The following is a 16,862-nucleotide window of genomic DNA, read 5'->3' as shown; positions in this document are numbered from 1 at the left end:
GGGACAAAACCGACCTGTCGGAATCATTTGCCCGGCAGGGGTTTTCCCTAGGCCGTCGCCGCGTGCCCCGTGATCTCCTGCGGCACCGCGGATCCGGCCGCCCCGACCAGCTCCTCGAACCGCGCCACCACCTTCTGGTGGTACATCCCGAACAGATCCTCGAACAGCGCCAGCTGCGCCTGACTCGGCCCGCCGTCGGACTCCCACACCGCCACCAGCGCCCGCCACACCAGCACGTGCAGATCCGGCGACACCGCGAAATACGCCTCGACGGCCTGCGGCACCTCCAGCACCATCTCGCCGATGGAGTTGAGCACCGCCCGCTGCACCGAATGCCCGAGCGCGGTCAGCAGCCGCCGCAGCAGGCTCAGCTCGATGCTCAGCATGCGGTGCGGATCCGGATCCGTGCCGCGGGCAAGGGTTTCCAGGGCGTCGATCTCGTCCTTGAGGTCGGCCGGATCCAGGGCGCGCTCGCTGCCGGTGTAATCCAGCAGCGCCTCGAGCGCGATGCCGCGTTCCTCGTCGACGATATGGCCGAACATCTCCGCGGCCAGCTCCGGATCCGGCATGGACAACCGGAACAGGCGGCGATACACGTCGACGCCGCCCTCGGCGCGCACATCGCGGATGACGAATCCCTTGCCGCGGTAGGCGTCCACGAAGCCGTAGGACTCCAGCCGGCCCAGAATCAATTGCGCCGTAGCGCGATTGAGGTCGAATTCGTCGGCGACCTGGCGGACGGACGGCATCAGACCACCGGGCTCGTACTCCCCGGATGCCACGCGGCGCGCCAATTCGTCGGCAACGTCGGCGACGACCGTCCGGTCTCCCATCGTGTCACCTCTCCTCATCCTTGTTCACGTCCCAGACAGTCTAGGTGGTTGTTGGATCAACCGCACAAGTCTCGAAACTCGCAACGAGAAGCACCGAACTCTCAGGTATCTTTACGAAATCCATACGGCATGGGGTTCCGGTTCGTTCGGTTTCCGCCCTTAGGCTCCCAGCGTGGTTTCACCGATCGACGTCGCCAAACGTCTCGTGCTCGGGCGTCCGTTTCGCAGCGATCGGCTCGGCGAGACGCTGTTGCCCAAACGGCTGGCGCTGCCCATTTTCGCCAGTGACCCGTTGTCGTCGGTCGCCTACGCGACCCAGGAGATCCTGCTCATCCTCACCCTCGGCGGGCTGACCTATCTGCATTTCACGCCGCTGGTGGCCGGCGGCGTGGTGGTGCTGCTGGCGGTGGTGGCGCTGTCGTATCGCCAGGTGGTGCAGGCGTATCCGTCCGGCGGCGGGTCCTACGAGGTGGTCGCGGAGAACCTCGGCGCGCTGCCGGGGCTGGTGGTGGCGGCCGCGCTGCTGGTCGACTACGTGATGACCGTGGCGGTCTCGGTGTCGGCGGGCGTGGACAACATCATCTCCGCGATCCCGGAGCTGAACCCGTATCGGGTGGCGGTCAATCTGGCCTTCATCGTGTTCCTGACCGCCATGAACCTGCGGGGCGTGCGGGAATCGGGGCGCGCGTTCGCGATTCCAACCTACGGCTTCATTCTCGGGATCTTCGCGCTCATCGCGGTCGGGCTGGGGCAGACGCTGCTGGGGCACACGCCGGTGGCCGAGAGCGCGCACTACGAGATCCACGCCGAGCAGGTCGGGCTCTCGACGGCGGGACTGGCGTTCCTGCTGCTACGGGCCTTCTCCTCCGGCTGTACCGCGCTCACCGGCGCGGAGGCGATCTCCAATGGCGTGCCCGCGTTCCGCAAACCCAAGGCGCGCAATGCCGCCCGCACCATGACGGCCATGGGCGTCATCGCCATCGCCATGTTCGCCGGGGTGACCGCGCTGGCCATGATCACCAAGACCCGGGTGGTCGAGAATGCCTGCGATCTGATCGGATTCAGCGGCGACTGCCATACCGACGCGCAGAAGACCGTCATCGCCCAGATCTCGGCGGCGGTGTTCGGCGGGCACAGCGTGGCCTTCTACTACCTCATGGTGACCACGGCGCTGATCCTCATCCTGGCCGCCAATACCGCCTACAACGGTTTCCCGCTGCTGAACTCGATTCTCGCGCAACGCCGCTACATGCCGCGGCAGCTGCACACCCGCGGCGACCGGCTGGCCTTCTCCAACGGCATCATCCTGCTGGCGGTGGTCGCGGGCACGCTCATCTACGCCTTCCACGGGTCCACCACGCGACTCATCCAGCTCTACATCCTCGGGGTGTTCACCTCGTTCACGTTGTGCCAGACCGGCATGGTGCGGCATTGGAATCGGGAGTTGCTCCGGGCCGAGGGCGGCGCGGAGCGGCTGCGGGTGCATCGGGCGCGGCTGATCAACGCGTTCGGCGCGTGCTTCACCGGGGTGGTGCTGGTGGTCGTCATGATCACCAAGTTCACCCACGGCGCGTACCTGGTGGTCATCGCGATTCCGGTGCTGGTGGCGCTGATGTGGTCGATTCACCGGCACTATTCGTCGGTGCGGACCGAATTGGCCATCGATCCCGGCGAGATCGAGACGCTGCCGGGACGGGTGCACGCGCTGGTGCTGGTGTCGGGCTGGCACAAGGCGACCCAGCAGGCCGTGCGGTTCGCGCGCGCCACCCGGCCCGACACGCTCACCGCGGTCACGGTCAACGTGGACGACGACGACACCCGCGCCCTCGCGCGTGACTGGGACAAATACCATGTCGGCATTCCGCTGAAGGTGATCGAATCGCCGTACCGGGAGATCACCCGGCCGGTGCTGGAAGAGATCAAACGCCAACGCAAGTCGCGGCCCCGGGATGTGGTGAGCGTCTTCATTCCCGAATACGTGGTCGGGCGCTGGTGGGAGAACCTGCTGCACAATCAGAGTTCGCTGCGGTTGAAGGCGCGGTTGCTGTTCGAGCCGCAGGTGATGGTGACCAGCGTCCCGTGGCAGCTCTACTCCTCGCACTTCCGCGACCCGATGCGCTTCGAGCACTCGCCGGGCGAGATCCGGCGCGGAATCACCGGACCCGGGGACGCCGCCTGAGATCTCGGAGTGTCTGAGATATCCGGCGCTGCCCGAGCGTCAGGCGTCTCCCCCGCCTGCTCGCTCGAGCTGCTCGGCCCACCGCTCCGACCACTGCCACACCTGTTCCAGCGCCCGCCCCAATTCCCTTCCGGCGCGGGTCAATTCATAGGACTTGTCCGGCTTCTTGTCCGCCACCCCGGCTTCCACCAGGCGTTGCAGCCGCACCGAGAGCATGCTCGAGGAGCAGTTGCCCATGCGGCGGCGCAGTTCGAGGAAGCCCAGCGGGCCGGGTTCGAGTTCCCAGATCACGCGCAGCGTCCAGCGCTGCCCGAGCAGGTCCATGGCGGCCAGCAGGGGTGCGGCGGAGGGGTCGGCGCGGCTGTTGGCGGGCGGCGGCTGACTTGCGCTTCTCATTTCGAAGTATCAGGCTAGTGCTTCTGAATCAGAAGCAATCGAGGGGATGGACTTCGGGCATGACAGCGACCTCGGACACCGATCGGCGGATCGTCCTGATCACCGGCGCGTCCCGCGGCATCGGCGCGGAGACCGCGCGGGTGCTGGCGGCGCGCGGGGATCACGTGGTGATCAACTATCGCGAAAAGCGCACCCGCGCCGAACATCTGGCACAGGAGATCGTCGCGGCGGGCGGGAGCGCCTCGGTGACCGGTGCGGACATCGCCGATCCCGGCAGTGCCCGAGCGCTCGTCGACTCGGTGGTCGCCGCGCACGGGCGGCTCGATGTGCTGATCCTCAATGCCTCCGGCGGCCTGGAACGCGACGCCGCGCCCGGTTACGCCATGCTGCTCAATCGTGATGCCCAGGTCCGCCTGGCCGAACTGGCGCTTCCGCACCTGGGACGGCTGGTCTTCGTCACCAGTCATCAGGCGCACTTCTCCCCCGGCCGCGAGGTGCCGCCCGGCTATGAATCCATTGCCGCGAGCAAACGCGCCGGCGAGGACGCGCTGCGCGCCATGGCACCCGAATTCGCCCGTCGCGGTATCGATTTCACCGTCGTCTCGGGCGACATGATCGACGGCACCATCATCGTCCGGCTGCTCGAGCGCCGCGACCCCGACGCCGTCACCGCCCGCCGCGAGCACGGCGACCTCCCGACCGTCCTGGAATTCGCGACCGCCGTCGCCGACGCCACGACCGGGAACACGCCGCCCGGGCACACCGTCTACGTTGGCGGCCACGACTACCTGGCCACCGCTCCCGCCTGACCGATCCGCCGAGGACGATCATGGTGGTATCGAAGTGCGGATCGGGTACCGCTGGGGCGAGGAGGTGGGCGCATGGTGAACGACGTGGAGAAACGGTGGAACGATCCGCCGATGCTGCGACGGGCGACGCGGTATGTGCTGGCCGTTCTCGGCGCGACCGTCCTGGGCGCGGTGATCAGCCTGGTCTGGGCGTCGGCGCGGCCGCGGTGCCTCGACACGCATTCGATGCTGTGCGATGCCGCCGCCCGGGCGGTGGTCGGGCTGGTGCCGGGCGGGATCCTGCTGGCCGGGGGCATCGGGGCATTGGTGCTGGCCTTCCGGGCCTGGCGGGCCGAGCGGGCCTGGCCGATCTGGCAGGGGGTGGCCTGGTTTCTGTTCACGCTCATGGTCGTCTACCTGAGCATTGTCGGAACCCAAGGTTGAGGCGCGTCATATCGATTCAGGCCGGGCAGCCCGGGGTGTCCGTCGAGCTGTCGTGGTGGTCGAAGGGCGTGCCGCGGATGCCGGCGCGGGCCGCGAGGTAGCGGGCGAGGCGGGTGTTGCGGTCCCACATCGGATCGATGTGGCGGGCACGGCGGTTCCTGCGGGCGACCGCGCCCGGCAACCGGTCGTCGAGGGCGCGCGCCCGGACCTCGGTGGCGGCGGCGAGGCCGACCAGGCGCGCGAACGGCCGCACCGGCACCGCCCGCAACGGGGTGTCCGCGAGCAGTGTGCGGACCAGGGGTTCGCCGCTGTAGTAGGCCAGGGCGCCCAACAGCGGTGCGGTGGCGGCGATTCGGAGGCGTCCGGCGGGCGTGCCGGCATCGAAGGAGCGGGTGGCGGCGCCGGCCATGGTCGCGGTCCACCGCGGCGCCACCCCGGCGGTGGCGACCATGTAGTCGGCCTGCTGCATCCCCTCGATGGCCGTCCGCGGGATCAGTTCCTCCGCGACCCCGAAGACGTAGGCGATGTAGGCCCAGTAGTGCATGACGGCGTCGAGTTGCGCTGTGGTGCACCGGCGTCCGTGCACGTGGTCGAAACAGATGGGCGTGAGTCCGAAGGTGACCGCCGCCCCCATGGTGGTGGCAGTGGAGATCGGACTGCCGTGCTGCGCGAAATGCTCGTCACCCCAGGTGCGCCGCAACATGGCCCGCACCTGGGCGTGCATGAACCGGACGCGCACGGTGTCGTGGAAGATCGGGTTGCGGCGCTCCAAGGCGCGGGGCGCGGTGACGCTGCGGAACCAGACCGAGGATTCCAGCCCGCGCCGATACGGATCGCGCACGAAACGCCCCGTCTGCCCGACCGCGGAGGCGACCTCCGCGCCCACGAACGTCCCCATGAAGTCCTGCACGCCCATGGCCATCTTCCCGGCGAGCGAGACATTGATCCACAGCCGCCGCCCGTACTCCCACCGATCGGGGTCGTACCAGTCCGGCGGATTGTCCAGGCGCGCGAACAGGTTCACCAGCTCCGGCAGTGGCTCGTCGACGCTGTCGATGCCGTGTTCGAGGGCCTGGTTCAGCATGCGCCGCCCGCCCGCGGCGCCCATGCGCCGGAAGGCGGCGACCAGTGCGTCCATCGGTTCGTCGCCCTGCCACAGGTGGTCGGCGATGAGGCGGGCGCGCGGGGTGTCGGCGGGGTCGCGCCGCACGTCGATCCACGGTCCCAGCATGGCTTTTCGGGGCGCGAACCACAGGTCCGAGGGGACCGCGCGCGGCGGTGGCGGGCGCAGCGGCAGGCCGGGCCGGTAGTAGTAATCGTAAGGGTGCGGGCGGGTTTCAAGTCCGTGAGTCATGGCGTCAGAACCCTGTCAGCTGGCGGAATCGGGTGATCGAGTCGGCGCCACGGTCGGCGTGGACCGGGCAGTAGTGCTTGGTTTCGCTGCGGTGTTCGCCTGTGGGCCAAAGCATTTCGGTCGCCTCGGGGGGCGCGAGCCACGCCGGACGCCGACCGGCCGCGCGCCGGCGGGCGGCGTGGATGCGGGGGAAGAAGTACTTGATGCCGTCGGGTGTCCGCCGGTTCATGGCCGACAGGGTCCGGCACAGGCGATCGAAACGACGCTGATCGCGGGCGGTCCAGATGAAACCCATGGTGTCGCGGATCTCCGGGTCACACAGCCCGATGGTGACGAATTTGAAGAACTGCCCGCCCGCGGGCCGGATCAGATGCTCCCACAACGGTTTCGGGAGTTGCCGCACCAGCGGGAACGGCGGGACCGGCACCGTGTCGACCAGATGGAAGACATCGCGGGCCGCGGTGGTGGCTTCGAGGGTGTCACGGCACATCGCGCGCCAATAGCGTTGGAAGGCAGGCCAGCTCGACGGCACCACCCGCATGCTCATGCCGTACATCTCGTACCAGCGGTAGTGCTCACGCCAGAGTTGTTCGCGCTCGGCCTCGTTCAGTCCGCCCATGAACAGGTCGGCGGCGCGCAGGTTCTGCACGAAGAACACCGCGTGCGCCCAGTAGAAGGTGCCGGGGTCCAGGGCGTGGTAGCGGCGGCCGCGCGCGTCGACGCCCTTGATGTCGCGGTGGTAGCCGACGATGTCGCGGGCGGTCTCGCGGGCTCGGTCGCCGTCGAAGACAACACCGTAGATGGGATACAGCGACCGCAGGATCCGCTGATAGAACTCGTCCTGGATCTCGGAGTGGAATTCCACGCCCGCGCCCAGTCCGGGATGCATGTTCTGCACCATGCCGACGAACAGGGCGCTGGGCAGGAAGTACAGCGAGCCGAAGGTCTTCCACGTCAGCGAGTCCGGGCCCAGCGGAACCGGTTCGGTGTGGGGCTCGCGCGCCATTGCGCTGTGTGACACCATGTTTTCCACGCTGACACGAATAATCGCTCGCATTCAATTCGCATTCCGGATCGACCTCGAAACGCCATGACACCGAAACGCCGCACCCCGAAATCGACTGTGCCGCCGCCACGCCGGGCGCCGCAGCAGGATCGTTCCCGCGCCATGGTGGCGCGCATTCTCGACGCCGGGCAGCGGGTGCTGATCACCCACGGCTACGACGGGGCCTCCACCAATCGCATCGCCGCGGCGGCGGAGATCAGCCCCGGCTCGCTGTATCAGTATTTCCCGAACAAGGACGCGATCGTGGCGGCGGTGATCGAACGCTACACCCGCGACGTGACCGATCGGGTGCGCGCCCGGGTGCTGGCCAACTTCGGCAAACCACCGGAAGTCTCGGTGCCGGAGACGATTTCGTATCTCATGGACGCTCTGGGCAATGATCGCGAGCTGTTGCGCGCGGTGGTCGAGCAGACGCCGCGCCTGGCCGCCGACGGCCCGGTGGCCGCCTTCGAACAGCAGATCGGCGAGCTGGCCCGGGTCGCGCTGTCCATGCGCCAGTACCCGATTCCTGCCGGGGTGGACACCGATGCCGCCGCCTGGATGCTGGTCCGCACGGTCGAACATCTCACCATCCGCTACCTGCTCGACGGGCCGCCCATCCCCCGCGAACGGTTCCTCGCCGACCTCACCCGCCTGATCCTCAACTATTTTCGCGAGCCGCCGGCGCGAGCAGAACGCGAATAGCGCGGCCGTCGCTCACCGCACGCAGGGGACGCCGCCGGTGTCCATTTGGGACAGGTCGGTGGCGGCGGGGGCGTTCGCGCCGGGGGCGGTGGCCGAGACCGGGGCGGGTGGGGTGGTCGACGTGGTCGGGGTGGGGGTCTTGGTGACCGTGGTGGTCGGATCGGTTTGGTCCGCAAGGAGGTTCGCGATCGGGCCGGATGTGGTGTCCGCGCCCAGAGTCAACCGCACGGTCTGCTCCTCCACCGCGCTCGATGGCGTCGCGGTGAGACCGAGTTGCGCGGCCAGGGCGGTGGCGGCGGATTCCGCACCGACACCGTAGGACAGGGTGGTGGCGTCGCGGAGGGTGCCGGTGGAGGTGGCGCCGCGGGTGAAGCCGCGCGGCGCCAGGGCCTCCTGCACCTGCGCGGCCAAGCCGTTCTTGCCGGAGCCGTTGACCACGTCGAGCACCACGCCGGCGGCGGCCGGGATGCCCGTGGTCGTGGGCGGCGGGGTGGTCGTGGCGGTGGCGCCGCCGTCACCGGTGCCCAGCAGCCGCCGCACGATGCCCCGGATCTCGTCGGTGTCGACGATATTGATCGATTCCCCGGCGTCGTCGGTCCCGAAGTCCTTGACCGGCAACGTGTACAGCGACGCGCCCTGGTCGAACAGCCCGGACGCGCGCTGCGCGAACGCCAGCGGATCCAGATCCTTGCTGATGGCGGTGTTCTGCTTGGCGATATCGAGCAGTGCGCGGAGTTTGCTCGGACTGCTGAGTGTCCCGCCGTCCTGCAACTGCCGCAGCAGCGACACGATGAACGCCTGCTGACGGCGCGTGCGATCCAGGTCGGTGAACAGCGGCTGATCCGGATCGCGGCGCTGGCGCACGAAGGCCATGGCCTGTGCGGCGTCGATCTGCTGCGTGCCCTTCTTGAAATTGGCGCCCGAATAACTGTCGGAGGTGTTCTCGTTGAGGCACACCGTGATCGGCTGCACCGCCTGTGCGATCTGGAAGAACGCGGCCAGGGTCACCTCGACGAAATGGTCGACCGGCACATTGCCCAGAAACTTCGCGACCGTATTGCTCTCCGCCAGCCGTCCCGCGTCCCGAGCCCGCTGGTCCAGCTCCAGCGGATCCTTCACCCCCGCCGCCGCCAGTTTGTCCTTGGCCCGCGCGTACGCGAACCCGTACGCCTGCTTGATCTTCCCCTTGCACGGCGCACTGAGCCTTTCCGGGTAGCGGTCCGGCTTCTGGTTTGACCTGGCAACATGCTGAAACTGGTTGCTGGGCAACAAAAGAGCGCAGAGTTCCGATGTGAGGTTGTTCTGACCAAAGATCAACTTCACAAGGTCAGCCGCGGCCACCGCCAATTCAGTTGTGTCACACACAAACACGACTTGATCACGCGGTGGCCGCCCTACTTTCAGCAGGGCAGCCACCATCACCACAGGTCACGAAGTCCGGCTGGAGTACTAGCCGCCGACCTCGAATCGAAATTCAAGGAAGGCCAGTGAAATCGAACGCCTCCCCCGCCGGGCCACAGCCCCCGAGGTTGTCGCGTTGGTAATCGCCGATCCCCACCTGAACCCCGCCGCCGTAGAACTGGACACCTTCCTTCCCCAACCGCCCCAAGCAGTCTGGCGAGCCCTGACCACCCCCGCCGTGCTACAGCGCTGGTTCCTAAAACCAACCGGCTTCACCCCATCGGTGGGAACCACATTCCACTTCACCACCCCCGACTCCCCCACCGACCAAATCACCTGCAAGGTATTGGCAGCCCGCCCAGCCGAACTCCTCTCCTACAGCTGGCTCTACCCACACGCCACCCATTCGGCCCACTACATCGTCACCTGGCACCTCTCCCCCGAAGGCCACGGCACCCGACTCTTCCTCACCCAAACCGGCTTCGACCCCACAATCCCCCGCCACCGCATGCTCCGCAACGCCGCCGACCGCAGCTGGAAACGCCTCCTCCTCCCCCGCCTAGCCCAAGCAATCCTTCGCTGAGTGGCACACCAGCGAGGCCGATTCGGACAAAACCCCTCGCTGACGTGCCACTCAGCGAAAAGGGCGGGCCGACAGGGGCGGACAACCCGCACCTGTCGGCGAGGCTGCGCTATGTGCGGGTGGGCGAGGCCGGGAGAAGCGCCAAACTCTCCGCATATGCCACGAATTCCTTTTTCTCTCAACGCAACCGAGAGCTAACCCCGTTCAAGTTCAGGTATTGGAAGTCCCCTTCTTGGCGCGATTTCGCCCCACTCGGGCACGATCGGCCTCCGAACTGCCATGGAGCGAGACAATCCAAGGCGAGGCCGAGTCCCGCGATGAATTCGGCAGGTGGGAGCCGTCTACCCGTGTGAACCTCGGAAAGGATGAGCGATGAAAGCCAAGAACCTCGACGACTCCAACGGGATGCAGATCCAGGACTGGGAAAGCGTCACCGCCGTACTCGACCGCGACATAGACCAGGGACCCGAAAGCGGTGGTCCTTCCCGGCACACGACCTGGCTCATCACCATCAACGCGGACGGAACGCCGCACGTCACCGCCGTGGGCGCGGTGTGGGTCGACGGCGCGTACTGGTTTCAAACCGGAGACACCACACAGAAAGGTAAGAACGTCGCCCGAGACCCCCGCTGCGCCCTCAGCGTCACCGCCAACGAATTCGATCTCGTCATCAACGGCACGGCTGAAAAGATCACCGACACGGCCACGGTCGAGCGCATCGCGGCCACCTGGGCCGCGGGCGGATGGCCCTGCGAAGTGGACGAATCCGGAAAGGGAATCACCGCCCCGTTCAACGCACCCGCGACCGGCCCAGCACCGTGGTACGTCTATCGGATCACCCCGCGCTCGGCGGTCTCGGTATCCACCGTCGCGCCAGGCGGCACCACCCGCTGGACATTCTGAGCCGGCCGGGCGTGGCCTGCTGCCTCAGGTGACCCGGTCGGCGACCAGGGTCTCGAAGGTATCGGGCCCTGGCCGAAGGCCGCCGGGCACCGATGAATTCGACTGACCCGGCCAGTCCTACCCGATGCAACGACCTACGAGAGGCATCCCATGACCGAGCTGACCGCCGAACGCACCCGGCAAGCCATCATCGAGCACACCCGAGCTCTGGCCGAATTCGCCGCCGCGGCCGGACCCGATGCCGCCGTGCCGACCGCCCCGAAATGGACCATCACCGAACTGGTCGAGCATGTGGGACAGACCCAGAACTGGGTCGCCGAGATCATCGAACGCCGTATCAGCGACCCCACCCAGCTGCCCATGGAGATGGCCGAACTCCCGGCCGATCCCAGCGAATGGCCGACGTGGCTGAACGAGTCCGCGCAACGAGTCGCGGACGCCTGCTCGGACGACGCGCTCGACGCGCCGGTGTTCAACCCCGCCGCCGACGGACGCTCCGGGACACGATTCTGGCTGTCCAGCATGCTCAACGAGGCGGTCGTGCACGGCTTCGACGCCGCCAACGCCGCCCACCACGCCACCGATATCGACGCCGACGTCGCCGCCGCGCTCATCACCAACCACTTCGCGATGCTCACCGCCCCCACCTGGGCGATGCAACGCTCCGAGTCCGCCAACGCCATCCGCGGCACCGGGCAGACCCTGCAATGGCGGGCCACCGACCTCGCCGACGGCACCGGTGCCTGGTTGATCGAACGGCAGCCCGACGCAGCGACGTGGCAACCCGCGATCCGTCCCGCCGATGTGACAGTCAGCGGCCCGGCACGAGCACTGCTCCTGATCCTGACCCGACGACTGCCCCTCACCGCATCCGAAATCAGCATCGACGGCGACATCGACCTCGCCCAGCACTGGCTCGACAACACCGCACACGTCAGCGGCTGACGACACCGGCGCCCGACGCCACGACGGCGGCCCGAAGCAAGGCCCGCCCGTTTGTCCTCACCAGTTGCTTCTCGTCGCGGATCGGTTCGGCCCGCTAATCTTTCAGCCCTGCTGCGCGACCGCTTCGAACCGCGCGGGTCGCGGCAGTAGTAAAAGTTCACGCCATCGGAGGATGCCGAGGATCTGCTGTAGTTGGGGCTTGAGTCTCCATCAGGGGGAGACAGGAGGGTTGGGGCATGGACGACGACACGCTCTTCACGATCGGGCCTCTGGCCGAGCGGACCGGGTTGACGGTCAAGACGATTCGGTTCTACTCCGACAAGGGGATCGTGCCGCCGGCCGCTCACAGCCCGACCGGCTACCGGCTCTACAACGCCGATGCCGCCGCACGCCTGGAACTGGTGCGCACCCTGCGCGAGCTGGGGATCGATTTGCCCACCGTGGCCCGGGTACTGGCGCACGAGACCTCCGTGACCGCGGTCGCCGCGGCGCAGGCCGAGGCTCTCGACGTACAGATCCGGATCCTGCGCATGCGGCGAGCGGTATTGCGAGCAGTGGCCGAGCGGGCTTCTCACCGAGAGGAAATGGAACTCATGCACAACCTGATGCGCCTGTCCGAGGCCGAACGGCAGCGGCTGATCAACGACTTCGCCGACGCGACCTACGGCGGCGTGGATGCGAACCCGGCCCTGGTGGAGCTGGTGCGCACCAGCATGCCCGAGCTGCCGGACGACCCGACCACCGCCCAGATCACGGCGTGGATGGAACTGGTGGAATTGGTGCAGGACAACGATTTCCGCGCGGCGGTCCGGGTGATGGCCGAGTATCAGGCTCGTGAACGCGCCGACGGCGACACCACCGGTCTGCACCACGACCTGACCGAAGCCGTTCGCACCGAAGTCGGCAAGGCGCTCGCCGACGGACTGAGCGCCGACTCCCCGGCGGCCGCCGCGATCATCGATACGCTCACCGCTCGCTATGCCGACACCTTCGCCAAGCCCGACGACCCGCGACTGCGACGCTGGATCCTGGAACGGCTCGATATCGCCAACGACCCTCGCGTAGAGCACTACTGGCGCCTGGTGTCCACGATCAACAACTGGCCGGAACCACCCGACATGGCCCCGATATTCACCTGGTTCGCCACCGCCCTGCGCGCCCACCCAGGCACGTAAGCGACGCCCACGCGGCCGCAAAGATCCGGCAGGCCGGACCAATCACCGCGCCTGCCAGATCGAAATCGGACATCACACCCGCACGCAACCGGATCTGTCATCGGCATGAAGGTGCGGTTGCCAGCGGGCAGCGCGATCGGCGCGAACCAAGCAGCCAGCGGGACGGTGGTGTGTCCGGCGCGCAGCTACGCTGAGGCCATGTATGAGGGGGTCTGCCCGGTTTGCGGGCGAAACAACCAGTGCCAGAAGGCATCGGCGATCTATGCCGCGGGCACGTCGTATGCGCGGGGGTACGCCTATGACGAGGGGCATCGTCGTAGGACTACGACAGTCAATCAGACGACGTTGGCGAAGCAGCTTTCGCCGCCGGTGCTTCAGCCAAACCAGGGGATCCTGGGCAACGGTATTGCGCTGCTGTTCGTTGGGGTGATAGCGCACTTGTTCTGCTCGGCGATTATGTCTTCGACGAGCGCGTCGATGTCGGCGAGTATCTTTGCGCCGCTTTGCGTGACGGGTTGGCCGCTGGCGATCGGAGCGCTCATGACGATTGGCAGTGTGGTCCAAACGAAGCAGTTTAAGGCCGATCTACCGAGGCGACAGGCCAACTGGCGGGTGTGGAACACCGTGTATTACTGCTATTTGGACGATGTGGCCTTCGTGCCCGGCGGTCCGCCGTTCCACCCGGGTCAACTCCCCGGATTCATGGCGACGAACACCGGACCCTTCGCGCGGCCGTAGCCTGACCTGTCTCACCTCCTGGTTTGGAAGTTGAACGTCCGGGGGACTCGAAGAGCACGGCCCATTGATGCGCCGACGCCAGATCAGTTGTGCTCGTACACCTTCGCCTGCGTTGCGGCGGTCGGTTCGGTCAGGGCGCCCCTCGGCGGATTGGTGCGGTTCTGGACGACGGCGAGGCGGATGAGGAGAGTCTGGGCGAAAGTGGCTTGCAGGGCGGCGCTTCCACGTTGGACGGGGTAGATGGTGAGGAAGGCTAGGAGGCCGATGATCGTGTGGAAGAGGGTTCGGTTGTAGTCGGTGTCCGCGCCCATGATCGTCTGCGTGACGATGTCGTGGCTGTCGCCGTAGGGGATGAAGCGGCCCCAGAACCAGTAGGTCAATCCGCCCAAAGCCATTGCCCACCAGGTGATCGGGAGTACGAATGTGATGATCGCGATCGGCAGGTTGACCACGGCGTACAACAGATCCAGCCAGCTCTGGCCCTGCCGGATCGGCGCGGTGATCCGGCGGAACCAACCTGCTCCCTCCGAGGCTCCGACGTAGCGGGGCCGCGGTGCCGACCGCCCCGTCAATCGCTGCAGGCGTAGGCGCTCGAGGTCGGCGAAGCCGCAGGCGAGCAGCAAGGTCAGTGCGAGCAGCGGAATCCCGACGAAGATCACCGCGGTGCCGATGCTCGCGGTGAAAAGGGTTACGAGGAGGCTGAAGCTGAGTACGGCGAGGGGCAGGCCCAAGAACGTGTAGGCAAAGTCGAGGCCCAGGCGCCTGATGATCGTCACGCGGGCAACGCTATTGCCACACCCGGCAATTCCTCATCCAACTCGAGTAGGGGGTGGGTCTACCCCCAGAGTGCGACGCGCCGGTGCCGAATCCGAAACGGATCGGCACCGGGCGAGAGGTCGGCCGTGGAAACACGTCAGTCGGCGGCGCGGTCGAGAAGTGCTGGGATGGACAGTGATTCGGCCCCCTGAGGGGATTTGCGGGTGGGGATTCGGTTGAGGGTGGTTACCACGACACCGAGGGCGGCGGATATGGCTACGGCGAGGTAGGCGGTGTGGAGGCCGGAGAGGAAGGGGGCGGGGGAAGAGAGGAGGGCGGTGGAGGCCGCGGCTATTACCAGGGAGCCGCCGAACTCGCGGGAGGTTTCGACCAGCCCGGAGGGTACGCCGAAGTCGGCGGGGGTGGTGTCGGCCAAGGCGGCGATTTGGGAGGCGGGGGCGAAGAAGCCGATGGCCACGCCGGCGATGACGAAGATCGGCAGAAGGGTGGTGGCGAAGGAGGGGTGGGCGGGGAGGGTCGTCATCCACAGGGAGCAGGCGAGCATCAGTAGGGAGGCCAAAGCGACCAGGCGGCTGGCGCCGAATTTGTCGGCCAGTACGGCGCCGGTGAGGCCGGCTACGACGAAGGCGGTGGCGGTGAGCACCAGCCAGGACAGACCGGTTTTGGTTGGGGAATAACCCATTTGCTGCTGCATGAGCAGATTGGTGAGGAAGATGAACGCGAAGAAGCTGCCGTATCCGGTGAGTACCGCGAGGTTGGCCAGGGCGAGGGAGCGGTTGCGGAGTAGCCGCGTGGGAATCAGCGGGTTGCGGGTGCGACGTTCGGTCACGACGAACGTGATCAGCAGTACCGCGGCCGCCGCCGCGGCGGCCAGGGTCGTCGAATGCGTCCAGCCCTGCACGACACCACGATTGAGGGCCTACAGCGCGAGGATGAGCCCGCCGGTGACGGAGACGGCGCTGCGCGGATCGAACCCGCGTCCCGGATGCACCGGCCGCCCACCACGCAACACGACGAACCCCGCGACCGAAAGCACCAGTCCGATAGGCACATTCACCAAAAAGATCCACCGCCACCCGGGCCCATCGGTCAGCAGCCCGCCGGCCAGCACGCCCACCGTCGCGGCGGCACCGCCGAGCGCTCCGTAGATGCCGAGTGCGTTCTCACGCTGCTTCCCCTCCGGAAATGTGTTGGCCACCAAGGCAAGCGCGGACGGAGCGACGAGCGCAGCACCGACGCCCTGCACCGCCCGCGCGGCAATCACGGTGGCGCTGTTCTGGGCCAGCCCCGCGGTGAGGAGGTGATCCACATGACCAGAGCGGCCATGGTGCAGTACCGAACACGGGCCGATGCGGCCGACCGGAACCAGGAGTTGATCGAACGGGTGCTGGCGGAGTTCCACCGCGAGCAGCCCGGCGGTGTCCGCTACCTGGCGCTGCGGCTGGAGGACGGCGTGAGCTTCGTGCACATCGCCGCCTTCGACGGCGCAGCCGACCCGTTCACCGGTTCGCCGGCCTTCGCAGAGTTCCAACGCACCGCCGGCGAACGTCTCGTCGTCGCCCCGACCACGCTGCGCGCCGGCCTGATCGGCGCCTACGACGGGTTCGCCGCCGACCTGCCCATAGCGCGGAGGAACAGTGACCATCAGCGATGAGCGTGCCGACTTCGGCCGACTGTCGGCCCCCTATCGCGCCGAGCTGGTAGCCCACTCCTACCGGATCCTCGGCTCGGTCGAGGATGCCGAGGAGGTCGTCCAAACGGCCTACCTGCAGGCATGGCGGGCCTACGACGCCTTCGAGGGCCGCTCCTCGCTGCGCGTATGGCTGTATCGCATCGTCACCCGCGCCGCGTTGAAGGAATCGGCGAAGACCAGACACCGCCCGCTGCCATCCACCATCCTGGAAACCGCTGCGGGCCACCAGGATTCACCCGAGCGCACGGGATGGCTCGACCCCATCCCGGACACCTGGTTCACGGCCACGACCGACGATCCGGCGACAGCGGTCGTCACCCGCGAATCCATGCGCCTGGCCTTCGTCGCCGCGCTGCAACAGCTACCCGCGCAACAACGCGTCGTACTGTTGCTCCGCGAGGTATTGGATTGGCGCGCAAAGGAAGTCGCCGACCTGCTCGGCATCAGCGTGGCCGCGGTGAACAGCGCCCTGCAGCGCGCCCGCACCCGGCTACCCCTCGACGGCGGACCCCCGGCGCCACTGAGCGACTCCGAACAACACCTGATCGATCGCTACGTCGCCGCGTTCGAGACCGCCGACGTGGAGGGTCTGCTCACGATCCTGACCGAGGACGCGACCTGGGAGATGCCGCCCATGCCGACCTGGTTCGCCGGACGCGGCACCATCGTGGACTTCCTCCGCAAACGAATGCGCGAACTCGGCCCCGCGGCGACGGCCCGCACCCGAGCCAACGGCCAGCCGGCCATCGCCCTGTACACCCGGGCGAACAGACAGTGGCACGCGCACAGCCTTCACGTGCTGACCCTCACCGAAAACGGAGTCGCGGGTGTAGTGGCCTTCATGGACCCGAAGCATTTCCCGCGCTTCGCCCTCCCCATGACCCGCGCCTGACCTCCCACGCC

At 67.4% G+C, this 16,862-nt stretch carries 19 protein-coding genes; 11 read left to right on the top strand and 8 right to left on the bottom strand.

The genetic code is table 11. The features are described 5' to 3' along the window. Positions 1 to 47: 47 nt before the first annotated feature. Entirely contained in the window at positions 48 to 833 is a 786-nt protein-coding gene (locus tag D7D52_RS07320; protein ID WP_120735625.1) for a GntR family transcriptional regulator, read from the bottom strand. Positions 834 to 1,005: 172 nt separating this feature from the next. Between D7D52_RS07320 and D7D52_RS07315 the strand changes: the two genes are divergently transcribed. Next, the gene (locus tag D7D52_RS07315) at positions 1,006 to 3,012 is read left to right on the top strand and encodes an APC family permease (protein ID WP_120735624.1); all 2,007 of its coding nucleotides are present in this window, start codon (positions 1,006 to 1,008) and stop codon (positions 3,010 to 3,012) included. 39 nt (positions 3,013 to 3,051) lie between these two features. On the opposite strand, the gene D7D52_RS07310 is transcribed toward D7D52_RS07315, so the two are convergent. Further along, positions 3,052 to 3,408, bottom strand: coding sequence for a winged helix-turn-helix transcriptional regulator (locus D7D52_RS07310; RefSeq protein ID WP_162958197.1), 357 nt, complete (start codon positions 3,406 to 3,408; stop codon positions 3,052 to 3,054). A gap of 59 nt (positions 3,409 to 3,467) precedes the next feature. On the opposite strand from D7D52_RS07310, the gene D7D52_RS07305 reads away from it, so the two are divergent. Then, on the top strand, positions 3,468 to 4,217 hold the full coding sequence (locus tag D7D52_RS07305; protein WP_120735623.1) for an SDR family oxidoreductase: 750 nt from the start codon (positions 3,468 to 3,470) through the stop codon (positions 4,215 to 4,217). A 72-nt stretch (positions 4,218 to 4,289) separates the two neighbouring features. Then, positions 4,290 to 4,640, top strand: a complete 351-nt coding sequence (locus D7D52_RS07300; protein WP_120735622.1) for a hypothetical protein — start codon at positions 4,290 to 4,292, stop codon at positions 4,638 to 4,640. Positions 4,641 to 4,656: 16 nt separating this feature from the next. Here the strand turns inward: D7D52_RS07300 and D7D52_RS07295 are convergent, their stop codons facing one another. Together D7D52_RS07295 and D7D52_RS07290 are read right to left on the bottom strand one after the other, a co-directional pair. Then, the gene (locus tag D7D52_RS07295; RefSeq protein ID WP_120735621.1) at positions 4,657 to 5,994 is read right to left on the bottom strand and encodes an oxygenase MpaB family protein; all 1,338 of its coding nucleotides are present in this window, start codon (positions 5,992 to 5,994) and stop codon (positions 4,657 to 4,659) included. 4 nt (positions 5,995 to 5,998) lie between these two features. Then, entirely contained in the window at positions 5,999 to 7,018 is a 1,020-nt protein-coding gene (locus tag D7D52_RS07290; RefSeq protein ID WP_222932794.1) for an oxygenase MpaB family protein, read from the bottom strand. A gap of 66 nt (positions 7,019 to 7,084) precedes the next feature. On the opposite strand from D7D52_RS07290, the gene D7D52_RS07285 reads away from it, so the two are divergent. Then, complete coding sequence (locus tag D7D52_RS07285; protein WP_246023673.1) at positions 7,085 to 7,744, top strand: TetR/AcrR family transcriptional regulator; 660 nt, start codon at positions 7,085 to 7,087, stop codon at positions 7,742 to 7,744. A gap of 12 nt (positions 7,745 to 7,756) precedes the next feature. Here the strand turns inward: D7D52_RS07285 and D7D52_RS07280 are convergent, their stop codons facing one another. Continuing rightward, complete coding sequence (locus D7D52_RS07280; protein ID WP_246023672.1) at positions 7,757 to 9,013, bottom strand: LCP family protein; 1,257 nt, start codon at positions 9,011 to 9,013, stop codon at positions 7,757 to 7,759. Positions 9,014 to 9,281: 268 nt separating this feature from the next. Between D7D52_RS07280 and D7D52_RS07275 the strand changes: the two genes are divergently transcribed. From D7D52_RS07275 to D7D52_RS07255, 5 genes are all read left to right on the top strand, one after another. Next, on the top strand, positions 9,282 to 9,728 hold the full coding sequence (locus tag D7D52_RS07275) for an SRPBCC family protein (protein WP_162958196.1): 447 nt from the start codon (positions 9,282 to 9,284) through the stop codon (positions 9,726 to 9,728). A gap of 372 nt (positions 9,729 to 10,100) precedes the next feature. Beyond that, complete coding sequence (locus D7D52_RS07270) at positions 10,101 to 10,631, top strand: pyridoxamine 5'-phosphate oxidase family protein (protein WP_120735618.1); 531 nt, start codon at positions 10,101 to 10,103, stop codon at positions 10,629 to 10,631. 150 nt (positions 10,632 to 10,781) lie between these two features. After that, positions 10,782 to 11,576: a maleylpyruvate isomerase family mycothiol-dependent enzyme gene (locus D7D52_RS07265; protein ID WP_120735617.1), complete on the top strand. Its 795-nt coding sequence runs from the start codon at positions 10,782 to 10,784 to the stop codon at positions 11,574 to 11,576. A gap of 236 nt (positions 11,577 to 11,812) precedes the next feature. Next, complete coding sequence (locus D7D52_RS07260) at positions 11,813 to 12,751, top strand: MerR family transcriptional regulator (protein WP_120735616.1); 939 nt, start codon at positions 11,813 to 11,815, stop codon at positions 12,749 to 12,751. Between the two features lie 105 nt (positions 12,752 to 12,856). Further along, positions 12,857 to 13,489, top strand: coding sequence for a hypothetical protein (locus D7D52_RS07255; RefSeq protein ID WP_120735615.1), 633 nt, complete (start codon positions 12,857 to 12,859; stop codon positions 13,487 to 13,489). A gap of 83 nt (positions 13,490 to 13,572) precedes the next feature. Here the strand turns inward: D7D52_RS07255 and D7D52_RS07250 are convergent, their stop codons facing one another. The 3 genes from D7D52_RS07250 to D7D52_RS37610 all read right to left on the bottom strand — a co-directional run bounded on the left by D7D52_RS07250 (position 13,573) and on the right by D7D52_RS37610 (position 15,575). Further along, positions 13,573 to 14,265, bottom strand: coding sequence for a sensor domain-containing protein (locus tag D7D52_RS07250; RefSeq protein ID WP_162958195.1), 693 nt, complete (start codon positions 14,263 to 14,265; stop codon positions 13,573 to 13,575). 137 nt (positions 14,266 to 14,402) lie between these two features. Beyond that, complete coding sequence (locus D7D52_RS07245) at positions 14,403 to 15,167, bottom strand: MFS transporter (RefSeq protein WP_120735613.1); 765 nt, start codon at positions 15,165 to 15,167, stop codon at positions 14,403 to 14,405. Between the two features lie 18 nt (positions 15,168 to 15,185). Beyond that, entirely contained in the window at positions 15,186 to 15,575 is a 390-nt protein-coding gene (locus D7D52_RS37610) for an MFS transporter (protein WP_162958194.1), read from the bottom strand. Between D7D52_RS37610 and D7D52_RS37605 the strand changes: the two genes are divergently transcribed. Together D7D52_RS37605 and D7D52_RS07235 are read left to right on the top strand one after the other, a co-directional pair. Then, positions 15,576 to 15,920 (top strand): hypothetical protein, encoded by a 345-nt coding sequence (locus D7D52_RS37605; RefSeq protein ID WP_187703124.1) that lies wholly within the window; start codon positions 15,576 to 15,578, stop codon positions 15,918 to 15,920. Then, positions 15,904 to 16,851 carry an RNA polymerase subunit sigma-70 gene (locus D7D52_RS07235; protein WP_120735611.1) on the top strand — a complete coding sequence of 316 codons (948 nt, stop codon included), beginning with the start codon at positions 15,904 to 15,906 and terminating at the stop codon, positions 16,849 to 16,851. Before D7D52_RS37605 ends, D7D52_RS07235 begins: the two co-directional genes overlap by 17 nt. Positions 16,852 to 16,862 lie beyond the last annotated feature (11 nt).

Source organism: Nocardia yunnanensis (assembly GCF_003626895.1).
Taxonomy (GTDB): Bacteria; Actinomycetota; Actinomycetes; order Mycobacteriales; family Mycobacteriaceae; genus Nocardia; species Nocardia yunnanensis.
This window is presented reverse-complemented; position numbering and strand designations above follow the sequence as displayed.